Raw genomic sequence first — 12,789 nt, 5'->3', positions numbered from 1 at the left:
GCGGCTGTCCCGTACGGCACAATTCGCAGAAATCACAGGTGAGTTGGCTGTACCGGGGCGGGAAAGGGCGGAATTCTCCGTGGCGTTGGACGAGGCGAGGGCGAGCGGTACGCACGGCGGAGGCTGTACGTGCGGCGACTGCCCGCACGGAGCACGCGAAGGACACCGGCGCGCGGTGGCCGCCTTCCTCGCCAAACGCGACGAACTGGCGGCGGGCAAGGGCCTGCCCGCGGGCGTGGCCCGGTCGGCCTCGGCCTCCCGGCAGTGGGTCTCCGACGAGCTGACCGAGTCGGCCCGCGCCGTCGCCGCACGGGGCCGTGAGGCGGGCGACGCCTGGCTCCACCAGGTGTGGCAGCGCACCCTGTTCGTCGTCTGGGGAGGGCTCGTCGCGCTGGTCATCGGCGAGAGCGTCACCGCCATCGGCGCGGGCTGGTCCACCGCCCGCACCGCGGGTCTGATCGCCGGGCTCGTCACCGCGGTCCTGCTGACCGGTGCCGCCCGCCTCCACCGGGCCCGCGGCGGCCTGCTCGCCCCGCTCATCGGGGAGGACAACCGGCTCTCCACCTCACGGACGGTCGCCGCGGCCTGGGTGCTGCTGGCCGTGTTCTCCGTGCTCGTGCTCGCCCTCCAGCTGGCGGGCGCGTCCGACCACCGCGACCGCGACGCCCTGATCGAGGGACTGGACCTGGTGCGGTCCGCCGGAGTGCTCACGGTGCTGGCGCTGGTCTGCGCCGTGGCCGTCGTCGTACGCCGCGTGGTGACCGTACGGGTGCTGGCGCAGCGGCTCCAGAAGCTGCGTGCCGACCGGCCGCGCGCCGCCGATCTGCTGACCGACGACTCGGGGCGCGGCAGCTTCACCGATGTGCAGTACGTGCTGGTGAGCGCCGTCGCCGTGCTGTTCGCGGCGGTCCGGCTGGCCCGCCGCCCCGAGCAGCTGCCCGACCTGCCGTGGGGTCTGGCGCTGCTGGTCGTGGTGTCCGCGGCGACCTACTTCGCCGGGAAGTACGCGGAGGGCGGTCGCCCGGTCGTCCTGTCCGTCGTCCGGGCGCGGGAGGCCGGGGACCTGGACGCCCCGATCCGTACCGGGGACGACATCGAGATCCGTGGCGCGGGCTTCGTACCGCCCGGTGCCGGCAGTCCCGACCGGCTGGCCCGGCTGGTCGTCAGGATCGGCCGCGTCCATGTCCATGTCCCGCTGATCCCGGTCGCCGGAGGCTTCGCCAATCCGGCCGACACGGTGCTCACCGTGCCCGTGCCGGTGGAGGTCGAACCGGGCGTCGTGGACGTACAGGTCGTCACGGCCGCCGGGGTGGAGACCAACCGCTGCCCGATCGAGGTCACCGACTGAGGTCGCCGCCCGGACGGCCCCGTGCCGTTGCCGCCGGGACGGCGCCGGGCCACCTCCGGGGCCGCCCCGGACGGTCTTCGGACCGTATGTCCGCCGATTGAACCGCAGCCCTGGTGAGCGGCGCGTTTCCGGCGTACGTATGGTCGGGTGACGGGCAATCGGAGAGTGGGGCATTGATGCGTGGCTACGGCGGCAAGACGTACCTTCTGAACGAGCCGAGGCCGCTGCGCGAGCGGGCGCGGGAATACGCCCTGCTGCCGCTGCGGGTCTTCCTCGGCGTCACCTTCGTCTACGCGGGGCTCGACAAGCTGACGGACAGCTCGTTCATGTCCGCGAGCGGCGCCGGATCCATCGGCGAGATGATGCGCGCGGTGCGCGACTCCGCCGCGATCCCGGGCCTGGTCGACCTGACGCTGAAGAGCCCCGAGGGCTTCGGCTACGCCATCGCGATCGGTGAACTGGCCGTCGGCCTCGGCACCCTCATCGGTCTCTGGGCCCGGCTCGCCGCGCTGGGCGGCGCGCTGATCTCGCTGAGCCTGTGGCTGACCGTGAGCTGGCAGACCACCCCGTACTACTACGGCAACGACCTGATCTATCTGATGGCCTGGCTGCCGCTCGTGCTCGCCGGTGCCTCCGTCCTCTCCGCGGACAGCTTCCGGGCGTCCCTGCGCCGCCGGAACATGTAGGCCGCCCAGGTCACGGTGGCGGCCAGCCACAGGCCGCCGAAGAACAACGGGAGGAAGAAGGTCCAGGGGACGTTCCACGCCCCCGCCGCGTCGCCCGCGTAACCGGCGGCCAGGCCGAGCATCGCCAGGCCGGCCACCGCGCGGCCGGGCCGGAACTCATGAATCAGCACGGGTTACCTCCACCTGTCCGATGCCCACTTCCAGTCGCAGTTCGACCGTGCCGGCCGGCCCGGCGCCCTTGGGCGGGGCGTAGCTGCGCTCGGTCCTCAGGTCGGAGGCGATGCGCACGCCCTCGCGCGGCGCGGCCTTCAGCACCCGGATGTCCCCGAGGCCGGCCTCCGCGTACACCTTCACCGTCACCGCCCTGGGCACCACCACGGTGGCCCGTCCCGCCCCGACCTCCAGCCGGGTGCGCACGGTCCCGCCCGCGGGGACCGCCACCCCGGACAGGTCGAGCCTCGCGTCCCCGGTGCCCAGTTCGTAGCGCGGCTGGACTGCGGCGACCGAGGCCGGGCGCCACTCCTTGCGGATCCAGTCCGTACCGATGTCCTTGGGCAGTGCCGAGGCGCCCGCCAGCAGCACCGCCGTGATCATCGCCATCATGATCGTGCCGAAGCCGGTCCGGCCGAGGAACGAAGCGGTGACCAGCCCGAGACCGAACACCGCGAGCGCGGCGGCCAGTCCGATCTGCAGGCATGTCCCCAGCGGGTGGGTCTCCCAGCTCAGCCCCGTGCCCAGACCTCCGGCCACCAGGGCGAGGAGGAACACGGGACCGCCGATCGAACGCGGGCCGCGCGTGCCGCCCGTGGCCTGCCCCGGCGGCCGGAACGGAGCGTCCGCCGTCGCCCGGCGCGGACTCGCCGCCGGGGAGGAGAGGCTGGTGTCCGCCGGACCCCACAGATAGCCAGGCCCCACCGGCCCCGAGGTGCCGTCCTTGACGATCGGATCCCGCCACCAGGACGGGCTGCCCGGCGTCGGCGGCGCCTTCACCTCCGGCGGCGCCGTACCGAGGCCACCGGCGTGCGGGGCCCCCGTCGTGCTCGGCGCCCCCGTCACGTCGAGCGGGTCCTCCGGGGCCGCGGTCCTGCGGTGCTGCGTCCACACGGAGAAGCCGACCACCGCCAGCGAGAGCATCGAGGCGAACGCCAGGACGCCGCCGTTGCCCAGCATCGACAGGAACAGCCCGCAGCCGATCAGGGCCAGCATCAGGGCGACCAGCGACGCGCCCTCGACCCGGCCCGACAGCAGCCTGCGCGCCTCGTTCTCCTCCTCGCCCTCCACGGGGAGCAGCAGCCAGGCGAAGCCGTAGAAGATCAGGCCGATCCCGCCCGTCACCGCGAGCACACCGAGCACGATCCGGAAGATCACCGGGTCGACGTCGCAATAGCGCCCCAGGCCGCCGCAGACCCCCGCCACCACCTTCTGCCGCGGGCTGCGGCGCAGCTGCGGTTTCGGTTCGGCCGGGGGCGCGGCGCCGGGGCCGGCGTCCTGAGGAGCGATCATGCCTCCATGGTGACCGTCCGGACCTCCCGGCGGCACCCGCCGCGACCCTGGCCGATCCCTGATTTTGGCCCCGGGGTCCCCTGGGGGGCGGCGGCCCGGGGCGGGCATCAGGGTCGACTGGGGGGCGACCCTGATGCCGCGCCCGCCGCGCACGTGTGACGATCGGTGCATGCCGACCGCCACCACCCGAGCCGCCAGCTCCCTCGCGTCCGACCCGGAGGAGCCGCCGCCGCGCAAGCTGTACCGCAGCGCCGACGGACGGCTGCTCGGCGGTGTCGCCCGGGGGCTCGCCGGACACCTCGGGCTGCCCGTCGCCTGGGTGCGGTTCGTCTTCCTCGGGCTGTTCTTCGCGGACGGCCTCGGCGCCCTGCTGTACGCGGTGTTCTGGATCGTCGTCCCGCTCGGCGTCGGCGGGGTCGAGGCACCGCGCTCGGTCTTCGAGACGGCCCCCGACGGCCGGCGCCGGCTCCGCAAGCCCGACAAGGGCCAGGTCTTCGCCCTGGTCGCGCTCCTCATCGGTGCCATGATCTTCGTCGGCAATGTCGACATGGGCAGCAAGGCCGACCGCTACATCTGGCCCACGCTGCTGATCGGCGCCGGCTCCGTCCTGGTGTGGCGGCAGGCCGACAACGCCCGGCGCGCCCGCTGGATGGAGGTCGGCCGCAGCCGCCGCGTGCTGCAACTGGCCCGCGGGCTCGCCGGAGTCGCCCTCGTCGGCCTCGGCCTCGCCGTCTTCATCGTGGTCCGGGGCTCGGCGGCCCAGCTCGGCAACGTGATGACCGCCGCCATCGCCGTACTGACCGGCATAGCGTTGCTGGCGGGCCCCTACCTGGTGCGGATGACCCAGGACCTCTCAGAGGAGCGGCTGATGCGCATCCGGGCCCAGGAGCGTGCCGAGGTCGCCGCCCATGTCCATGACTCCGTCCTGCACACCCTCACCCTGATCCAGCGCAACGCGGACGACGGCGGCGAGGTCCGCAGACTGGCCCGCGCCCAGGAGCGCGAGCTGCGCAACTGGCTGTACAACCCCGAGGGCACCGGCAAGGACGAGGACGACGAGCCCGAGAACCTCGCCGAAGCGGTCAAGCGCGCCGCCGCCGAGGTCGAGGACAAGCACGGCGTACCGCTGGAGGTCGTCGTCGTCGGCGACTGCCCCCTCGACGAGAGGCTGACCGCCCAGATGCAGGCCGCACGCGAGGCGATGGTCAACGCCGCCAAGTACGGTGGCGAGGGCGGCGCCGTCCAGGTCTACGCGGAGGTCGAGGGCCGCACGGTCTTCGTCTCCGTACGGGACCGGGGTCCGGGATTCGACCTGGACTCCGTACCGGGGGACAGGATGGGCGTACGAGAATCAATCATCGGCCGGATGCAGCGCAACGGCGGTACGGCCCGGCTGCGTTCGGTGCCCGGCGGGGGCACGGAAGTCGAGCTGGAGATGGAAAGGGCGAGCGAATGACCGAGAACACCGAAGCCACCGGGGGCCCGGAGCGGCGGGTACGGGTCGTGCTCGTCGACGACCACCGGATGTTCCGCACCGGGGTCCAGGCCGAGATCGGCCGCACCGAGGAGACCGGGGTCGAGGTCGTCGGTGAGGCCGCCGACGTCGACCAGGCGGTCACCGTCATCACGGCGACCCGCCCCGAGGTCGTCCTCCTCGACGTCCATCTGCCGGGCGGTGGCGGTGTCGAGGTGCTGCGCCGCTGCGCCTCGATGATGTCGGCAGCCGAGAACCCGGTGCGCTTCCTCGCGCTGTCCGTCTCGGACGCCGCGGAGGACGTCATCGGGGTCATCCGCGGCGGTGCGCGCGGCTATGTCACCAAGACGATCACCGGCACCGACCTGGTCGACTCGGTCTTCCGGGTGCAGGACGGCGACGCGGTGTTCTCCCCGCGGCTGGCCGGGTTCGTGCTGGACGCCTTCGCCTCGACGGACGCGCCGCCGGTCGACGAGGACATGGACCGGCTGACCCAGCGGGAGCGGGAGGTGCTGCGGCTGATCGCGCGGGGGTACGCGTACAAGGAGATCGCCAAGCAGCTGTTCATCTCGGTGAAGACGGTCGAGTCGCATGTCTCGGCGGTGCTGAGGAAGCTCCAGCTCTCCAACCGGCACGAGCTGACCCGGTGGGCGACGGCGCGACGGCTGGTCTGAGCGACGCCCGGTCCGGGCAACGGCCGGTCCGGGCGGTGGTGGGCCGGGGGACGGCCGGTCCGGGCGGTGGCCGTGCTCGGGGAAGGTCCGGCCCGGCCCACACCGTGCCGCCCGTGTCGCCTGTGCTGCCCCGTGCCGCCCGGCTCGGGGCTGCACGCGGCAGCCCGGGTCAGTCCGCGGCCGGGGCGAGCGAGATGTTGAGCTTCTCGCCGATCCGGCGGTAGCCGATGCTCGCGTAGATCCGCTCCACGTCGCCGTCGCCCGGCTCCAGCCAGACGGTCCGGCAGCCCTGGCCGAAGGCCCGTTCCGTCAGCCAGGCCGAGAGCGCGGCGCCGATGCCGCGGCGGCGGAAGGTCTCCGCCACGGCCAGGCCGACCAGTTCACTGAGACCGCCGACCGCGACGGAGCAGCCGCCCACCCCGGCGGGGGCGGCGTCGAGGGTGGCCAGAGCGACGATCCCGCCGTCGGCCGTCGCCCTGCGCAGCCCGTGGGCCATCCCTTCCTCGGGTTCGCCCTCGCCGCCGAAACCCTGGTGCTGGGTGCGGGCGGCATCGGCGAACTCCGCGTCGGTGACCGGCACCGCGATCCGCAGCCCGTCCACCGGTTTCGGCGGGAGCAGCCCCTCGGGGGCGCAGGCCAGGAGCGGGGCCCGGTTCTCCACGGTGAACCCGGCGGCCAGCAGCGCCGGTTCGACCGCCGGGGCCCAGACCGGCAGATATTCGAGCCGCGGCAGCCGCTCCCGCTCGCGGAACGCGTCGATCAGAGCCGTCACATCAGCCGCGCTCGGCTCCGCGTCCCGGTCGGGGATGGCGTAGTTCGCGTACTTCAGTGTCCAGAGCGGGTTGTGCCGCACGGTGAAGGGGCCCACCCGGTAGTGGTCGGGGGAGCGCAGGGCGAGCGTGCGGGCGTACTCCTGGACTTCGACGTCCATCGGTGTACGGGGGGCCATCGGCATACGGGGAGTCCTTCGGCGGGTCCGGGGTCGGCGCCGGGAGACTATGCCACCCGGGTCGCTCCCGCGAAAGGCATTTCGTCGAGGGGCGCGATGCGGACCGGTGCGCCGGGGCGCGGTGCGTGGATCATCCGGCCGCCGCCGATGTAGAGCCCGACATGGCTGATCCCGGAGTAGAAGAACACCAGGTCGCCGGGGGCCAGTTCGGAGCGGGAGACCCGCTGTCCGGCGTTGATCTGTGTGTAGGTGGTGCGGGGCAGCGAGACCCCGGCCGCGCGCCAGGCGGCCTGGGTGAGCCCGGAGCAGTCGAACGAGGAGGGGCCGGTGGCGCCCCAGACGTACGGCTTGCCGATCGCCCCGTACGCGAAGGCGACGGCCTGGGCGGCACGGGCGTTGGGGGCCACGGCCGAGCCGCGGGGGAAGGCGCGGTCCGCGTGGGAGGCGCCGCCGTGCCGTGCGTCGGCCGCGCGCTCGTAGTCGGCGCGCTGGGCGGCGGTCAGGGTGTCCAGGAGCCGCCGTGCGTCGGCCAGTTTGCCGGTGATGCGGGCCTTGTGTCTCTTCAGGTCCGCCTGACGGGCGGTGAGGGTGCCGATCTCCTCCTCGGCCCTCGCCCGGACGCGGGCCACCTCGGTCAGCTGGCGCCGGATCCCGTTGAGCACGGTCGCCCGGCGGTCACCGGCCCGGTCCAGGAACGCGGCGCGCTGGAGGTACTGGTCGGGGTCGGAGGAGAGCGCCAGCTGGACGGCCGGGTCGAGCCCGCCGGTGCGGTACTGCGCGGTGGCCAGGGAACCGAGGTCGTCGCGCGAGGCGTTGAGGCGTTCGGTCCGGCGGGCCGCCTCGTCGCGCAGGGCGTCGAGGGCCTTCGCCGTCGCGGTCGCCTTCTCCTTCGCCCCGTTGTACTTCTCGGTGGCGACCTCCGCGTCGTGGTACAGCCGGTCCACCTTGCTCTTGACCTGGGCCGGGGTGGGGCGGGGCTCGGCGTGGGCCGCTCCGGCGCCGGTGGCGGTGGTGGCGGTCGCCGCCCCGGCGAGGGCCAGGGTGGCCGCGGTGCGGGCAGCAGAGCCGGTGAACAGGCGCTGCTTGGGTTTCCGGTGAGCTGGTTTCCGGTGCGCGGCCACGAGGGCTGCATCCTTCCTGTCGGCTGCCCGCCGGGGGCTACCGGCGGGCACGCGAGGCCCGGAGGGCCGGCCACCACGGGGGGAGCGGCCGACCGCCGGACCTCGCGGCGGGGTGAGCGGGTGCCGCCCGGGTACGGGCGGCGCGGGAGAGCCGATCACCTGGGAGGGACGCTAATCGCGGGACACGGAAAAGAGTCGACATGACAGCTATTGCACGCATATGGCGTTTCGCTGCACCGGAGTGACCGGAAATATTGCCTCAGAGTCAGGCAATTCGTGCAGGTCCGGGCGAAACCCGTAAGAACGAGCCAAGAACGCTACACCTGGCAGTCGGGTGGTGCTACGGCCAGGGCCGCGCTCCGCCGTTCGGGGCAGGGTCCTAGGCTGCGGAACCATGGACGTACTCATCAATATCTTCGTCGCCCTGCACATCATCGGCATCGCCTCGCTGCTGGGAGGTTTCCTGACCCAGATGAAGGCGATGGGCGCGGGCACGGCGCGATTCGTTCCGGCCATGCTGCACGGTGCGCTGACCATGCTGGTCACCGGCGTCGCCCTGGTCGGGCTCAACCAGGCCGACGACCAGACCGTGAACAACATCAAGATCGGCGTGAAGCTGCTGATCCTGGTCGTCATCCTCGCGCTCGTCTACATCAAGCGGGACGAGGAGAAGGTCGACAAGGGCGCGTTCGCCGCCGTCGGCGGTCTGACGGTCGCCAACATCTTCATCGCCACACTCTGGACCTGAGCCGGCCGCTCCGGCCCGAAGCGCCCCGGGACGGCCTCCACCGGCCGTCCCGGGCATCGCGCGCTCAGGCGGGGCGCACGCTGCCGTAGATCGGCATGTAGTAGATCGACTCCTCGCGCACGTTCGCGCCGGGCTTCGGCGCGTGGATCATCATGCCGTCGCCCTTGTAGATGCCGACGTGACTGATGTCGTCGTAGAAGAAGACCAGGTCCCCGGGGCGCAGGTCCGCCGTGGCCACCCGGGTGCCGACCTTCACCTGGTCCCAGGTCGTACGGGGCAGGTCGACCCCGGCCGCCTTCCACGCCGCCTGCGTCAGCCCGGAGCAGTCGTACGAGGCGGGGCCCGTCGCGCCCCAGACGTACGGCTTGCCGATCTGGCCGCGCGCGAACGCGAGGACCTTCTCCGCCTTGGCGGCGTAGCCGCTGTCCGGCTCCGATCCGGTGTCCGTCCCGCCGCCGGTCCCGCTCCCGGAGCCCGGCTCCTTCGCGGCCTCCTCCTTGGCCCTGCGCTCGGCCTCCGCCTCGGCGGCGGCCTGCTGGCGGGCCAGCTTCTCCGCCTTGATCCTGGCCTCGGCCTTCTTCTCGCGCTCCAGCTCCGCCAGCCGGGCCTTCTCCCGGGCGTTCAGCGTCGACAGCAGGGTGCGCGCCTCGGTCAGCTTCGTCTGCACGCTCTGCTTGCTGGTGCGCAGCGTGGCCTGCGACTCGGTGAGCGTCTCCAGGCTCTTCACCGCCTCGGCGCGCTTGACCGCCGCCGCGGACTGCTGCTCGCGGAAGTCGGCGACGGCCTTCTGCTGCCGGCTCGTCATCCGGCCCATCAGCTGGTCCTGGTCGAAGTACGCCTGCGGGTCGTCCGCCAGGAAGAAGGTCGCGGTGGGCGCGATGCCGCCGGTGCGGTACTGCGCCGCCGCGTAGTTCCCGAGGGCGCGGCGGGCCTCGTTGACCTTGTCGGCGCGCTCGGCCACCTCGTCGAGCAGGGCGTCGACCTCGGCGCGCTGGGTCGCGGAGGCCGCCTTCGCCTTGTTGTACTGCTGGGTCGCGGTGCCCGCCTGCCGGTAGAGGTCGTCGACCTTCTTCCGGACCTCCTCGATCCCGGGCCTGGGCTCCGCGGGCGCGGCCGTCGCGCTCTGCGTGGAGAGCAGCGTGACGGAGGCCAGCGCCGCCGTCGTCAGCCCGACGGCGGGAGTGGTGGTGCGCACCTTCGTACGCGGTTTGCGATGCGAGGCCAAGGCCGGCATCTCCTTCCGTGGACCGCCTACCGGGTTCGCCGGCGCCGAGCTCTGCCGAGGAAAGAGGTGCGGGCGGAACGGAAGGCTGCCCTACGGTCCCGTGGGGAAGGACCGATTCACCCCGGTACCGCTGGTGGGTCCCCGGTCCCGGGCTGCCGACGGGCAGTACGGATTCGGCGGGGGCGTCCGCTCGGCGTGGTTCGCCTCAAGGGGGTACGGGGCGCCCGACCGAGCACGCTAGCCACCCGTGGGGCCGCTGTGAAGGTGGATGTTCGATATGCCCGATACATTTTCGTGACCTCGGCGAATCGGGTCCGCGGGAGCCGGACACCGCCGCCCTTCCCCTACGCGGCGTGGGCGCCCGGTCTCCGTACGTGCCCGTCCGGCCGCCCTCGTACCCGAAGCGGCCACGGGCTGTCAGTGCGGCGGCCTAGACTCGTCAAGCGATGAGCAGCCTCTTTGACGACAGCTTCCTGACCGGCCTCCAGCACTCGGAGGAAGGGCCCCCGCCGCCTCCCGAGGACCACGCACCCGAAGCGGTGCCGGAGGGTCTCTTCGAGGGCGTCTTCGACGCGCCCCCGCCGCCCCGCGACGGCTATTACCGCGACGGTGCCCCGCGGCCGGTCATCGACGCCGCCGCGCTGCTCGACGGGCTGAACACCGAGCAGCGCGCCGCCGTGGTGCACGCCGGTTCGCCGCTGCTCATCGTCGCCGGGGCCGGCTCGGGCAAGACCCGGGTGCTGACCCACCGGATCGCCCATCTGCTCGCCGAGCGCGGTGTGCACCCCGGCCAGATCCTCGCGATCACCTTCACCAACAAGGCCGCCGGCGAGATGAAGGAGCGTGTCGAGCAGCTCGTCGGCCCGCGCGCCAACGCCATGTGGGTCATGACCTTCCACAGCGCGTGCGTACGGATCCTGCGCCGCGAGTCGAAGAAGCTCGGCTTCACCTCGTCGTTCTCGATCTACGACGCCGCCGACTCCAAGCGGCTGATGGCCCTGGTCTGCCGCGATCTGGATCTCGACCCCAAGCGCTACCCGCCGAAGTCGTTCACGGCCAAGGTCTCCAACCTGAAGAACGAGCTGATCGACGAGGAGACCTTCGCCGGCCAGGCCGCCGACGGCTTCGAGAAGACGCTGGCCCAGGCGTACGCGCTGTACCAGGCACGGCTGCGCGAGGCCAACGCCCTGGACTTCGACGACATCATCATGACGACGGTCCATCTGCTCCAGGCGTTCCCCGACGTCGCCGAGCACTACCGCCGCCGCTTCCGCCACGTCCTGGTCGACGAGTACCAGGACACCAACCACGCGCAGTACACCCTCGTGCGCGAGCTGGTGGGCCCGTCCGGCGAGGCGGACGCACCCGCCGAGCTGTGTGTCGTCGGTGACGCGGACCAGTCGATCTACGCCTTCCGGGGCGCGACCATCCGCAACATCCTCCAGTTCGAGGAGGACTACCCGAACGCCACCACGATCCTGCTGGAGCAGAACTACCGCTCCACGCAGACGATCCTCTCCGCCGCCAACGCGGTGATCGAGCGGAACGAGAGCCGCCGCCCCAAGAATCTCTGGACGAACGCCGGCAGTGGCGCCCGGATCACCGGCTATGTCGCCGACACCGAGCACGACGAGGCGCAGTTCGTCGCCGACGAGATCGACCGGCTGACGGACGCGGGCGACGCGAAGGCCGGCGATGTCGCCGTCTTCTACCGGACGAACGCCCAGTCACGTGTCTTCGAAGAGATCTTCATCCGCGTCGGGCTGCCCTACAAGGTCGTCGGCGGAGTGCGCTTCTACGAGCGCAAGGAGGTCCGGGACGTCCTGGCCTACCTCCGGGTCCTCGCCAACCCCGAGGACACCGTCCCCCTGCGCCGCATCCTGAACGTGCCCAAGCGGGGCATCGGCGACCGCGCCGAAGCGATGATCGACGCGCTGTCGCTGCGCGAGAAGATCTCCTTCCCGCAGGCGCTGCGCCGCGTCGACGAGGCGTACGGCATGGCGGCCCGCTCGTCCAACGCCGTCAAGCGCTTCAACACGCTCATGGAGGAGCTGCGCACGATCGTCGAGTCCGGCGCCGGACCGGCCGTCGTCCTGGAGGCGGTCCTGGAGCGGACCGGCTATCTCGCCGAGCTCCAGGCCTCCACGGACCCGCAGGACGAGACCCGTATCGAGAACCTCCAGGAGCTCGCCGCCGTCGCCCTCGAATTCGAGCAGGAGCGCGGCGACGAGGAGGGCGCGGGCACCCTCGCCGAATTCCTGGAGAAGGTCGCGCTGGTCGCCGACTCGGACCAGATCCCGGACGAGGACGAGGACGGCTCCGGCGTCATCACCCTGATGACGCTGCACACGGCCAAGGGCCTCGAATTCCCCGTGGTGTTCCTGACCGGGATGGAGGACGGCGTCTTCCCGCACATGCGGGCCCTCGGCCAGACCAAGGAGCTGGAGGAGGAGCGGCGGCTCGCCTATGTCGGCATCACCCGCGCCCGTGAGCGGCTCTATCTGACCCGGGCCGCGATGCGCAGCGCCTGGGGCCAGCCCTCGTACAACCCGCCGTCGCGGTTCCTGGAGGAGATCCCGGACCAGCACCTGGAGTGGAAGCGGAAGGGGCCGATGGCGGCTCCGGCCGGTCCGACCTCGGGCATCACGTCCTCGCTGTCCTCGTCCCGCTCGCGCTCCGGCCCGTCCGGCTTCGCGACCCGTCGCAGCTCGGAGAAGCCGGTGGTCACGCTGGTGGTGGGGGACCGGGTCACCCACGACCAGTTCGGTCTGGGCACGGTGACGGCCGTCGAGGGCTTCGGGGACCAGGCGAAGGCCACGGTGGACTTCGGCGACGAGCGGCCCAAGAAGCTGCTCCTGCGGTACGCGCCGGTCGAGAAGCTGTAGGCCGGGCAGCTGTAGGCCGAGAGGCTCCGGCCGAAAAGGCTGGGGCCGAGAAGCCGTGTACGGAGAACGCCCGGGGGCGGGGGCAGCCTCGGCTCGCGCGCAGTGCCGCGTCGCGCAGCGCGGCGGGGTCGGCTTCCGGGTCGCCGACGCGGATGTTGTCGGCGACCGTCCCGTCG

Annotated in this window: 11 protein-coding genes; 6 read left to right on the top strand and 5 right to left on the bottom strand. The window is 72.4% G+C overall.

Translation table 11 applies throughout. The features are described from left to right. Nucleotides 1-79 precede the first annotated feature (79 nt). Entirely contained in the window at nt 80-1,348 is a 1,269-nt protein-coding gene (locus ABT170_RS39480; RefSeq protein ID WP_351875890.1) for a hypothetical protein, read from the top strand. Nucleotides 1,349-1,524: 176 nt separating this feature from the next. Continuing rightward, on the top strand, nt 1,525-2,034 hold the full coding sequence (locus tag ABT170_RS39475; RefSeq protein WP_351875922.1) for a DoxX family protein: 510 nt from the start codon (nt 1,525-1,527) through the stop codon (nt 2,032-2,034). On the opposite strand, the gene ABT170_RS39470 is transcribed toward ABT170_RS39475, so the two are convergent. Together ABT170_RS39470 and ABT170_RS39465 are read right to left on the bottom strand one after the other, a co-directional pair. Then, a complete protein-coding gene (locus ABT170_RS39470; protein WP_329946486.1) occupies nt 1,941-2,204 on the bottom strand; it encodes a hypothetical protein in 264 nt (87 codons plus the stop codon). The two genes, ABT170_RS39475 and ABT170_RS39470, sit on opposite strands and share 94 nt — an antisense overlap. Beyond that, on the bottom strand, nt 2,191-3,537 hold the full coding sequence (locus tag ABT170_RS39465) for a PspC domain-containing protein (protein WP_329946485.1): 1,347 nt from the start codon (nt 3,535-3,537) through the stop codon (nt 2,191-2,193). Before ABT170_RS39465 ends, ABT170_RS39470 begins: the two co-directional genes overlap by 14 nt. 169 nt (nt 3,538-3,706) lie before the next feature. Between ABT170_RS39465 and ABT170_RS39460 the strand changes: the two genes are divergently transcribed. Beyond that, entirely contained in the window at nt 3,707-4,993 is a 1,287-nt protein-coding gene (locus tag ABT170_RS39460; protein ID WP_329946484.1) for a PspC domain-containing protein, read from the top strand. Then, complete coding sequence (locus ABT170_RS39455) at nt 4,990-5,685, top strand: LuxR C-terminal-related transcriptional regulator (protein WP_266923022.1); 696 nt, start codon at nt 4,990-4,992, stop codon at nt 5,683-5,685. The genes ABT170_RS39460 and ABT170_RS39455 overlap by 4 nt, the downstream gene beginning before the upstream one ends. Before the next feature lie 169 nt (nt 5,686-5,854). Here ABT170_RS39455 and ABT170_RS39450 read toward each other — a convergent pair whose 3' ends face one another. Continuing rightward, nucleotides 5,855-6,616, bottom strand: coding sequence for a GNAT family N-acetyltransferase (locus ABT170_RS39450; RefSeq protein WP_351875919.1), 762 nt, complete (start codon nt 6,614-6,616; stop codon nt 5,855-5,857). Between the two features lie 65 nt (nt 6,617-6,681). Beyond that, the gene (locus ABT170_RS39445) at nt 6,682-7,755 is read right to left on the bottom strand and encodes a C40 family peptidase (protein ID WP_329946483.1); all 1,074 of its coding nucleotides are present in this window, start codon (nt 7,753-7,755) and stop codon (nt 6,682-6,684) included. Nucleotides 7,756-8,149: 394 nt separating this feature from the next. Between ABT170_RS39445 and ABT170_RS39440 the strand changes: the two genes are divergently transcribed. Further along, nucleotides 8,150-8,503, top strand: a complete 354-nt coding sequence (locus ABT170_RS39440) for a hypothetical protein (protein WP_266923024.1) — start codon at nt 8,150-8,152, stop codon at nt 8,501-8,503. A gap of 64 nt (nt 8,504-8,567) precedes the next feature. Here the strand turns inward: ABT170_RS39440 and ABT170_RS39435 are convergent, their stop codons facing one another. After that, nucleotides 8,568-9,737 (bottom strand): C40 family peptidase, encoded by a 1,170-nt coding sequence (locus ABT170_RS39435; protein ID WP_329946482.1) that lies wholly within the window; start codon nt 9,735-9,737, stop codon nt 8,568-8,570. A 437-nt stretch (nt 9,738-10,174) separates the two neighbouring features. Here ABT170_RS39435 and pcrA point away from each other — a divergent pair, with 437 nt between their 5' ends. Beyond that, entirely contained in the window at nt 10,175-12,613 is a 2,439-nt protein-coding gene (gene pcrA, locus ABT170_RS39430) for a DNA helicase PcrA (protein ID WP_329946481.1), read from the top strand. Nucleotides 12,614-12,789: the final 176 nt, after the last annotated feature.

It is taken from the genome of Streptomyces sp. NPDC001787 (assembly GCF_040297465.1).
Lineage (GTDB): Bacteria > Actinomycetota > Actinomycetes > Streptomycetales > Streptomycetaceae > Streptomyces.
The sequence above is the reverse complement of the archived record's forward strand: the minus strand, read 5'-3'. Positions and strand labels throughout refer to the sequence as shown.

What these genes read in the sequence shown, in the direction of transcription:
- ABT170_RS39475 (WP_351875922.1), top strand. Translation starts at nt 1,525, where the DNA reads ATGCGTGGCTACGGCGGCAAGACGTACCTTCTGAACGAGCCGAGGCCG.
- ABT170_RS39465 (WP_329946485.1), bottom strand. Translation starts at nt 3,537, where the DNA reads ATGATCGCTCCTCAGGACGCCGGCCCCGGCGCCGCGCCCCCGGCCGAA.
- ABT170_RS39460 (WP_329946484.1), top strand. Translation starts at nt 3,707, where the DNA reads ATGCCGACCGCCACCACCCGAGCCGCCAGCTCCCTCGCGTCCGACCCG.
- ABT170_RS39455 (WP_266923022.1), top strand. Translation starts at nt 4,990, where the DNA reads ATGACCGAGAACACCGAAGCCACCGGGGGCCCGGAGCGGCGGGTACGG.
- ABT170_RS39450 (WP_351875919.1), bottom strand. Translation starts at nt 6,616, where the DNA reads ATGGACGTCGAAGTCCAGGAGTACGCCCGCACGCTCGCCCTGCGCTCC.
- ABT170_RS39440 (WP_266923024.1), top strand. Translation starts at nt 8,150, where the DNA reads ATGGACGTACTCATCAATATCTTCGTCGCCCTGCACATCATCGGCATC.
- ABT170_RS39435 (WP_329946482.1), bottom strand. Translation starts at nt 9,737, where the DNA reads ATGCCGGCCTTGGCCTCGCATCGCAAACCGCGTACGAAGGTGCGCACC.
- pcrA (WP_329946481.1), top strand. Translation starts at nt 10,175, where the DNA reads ATGAGCAGCCTCTTTGACGACAGCTTCCTGACCGGCCTCCAGCACTCG.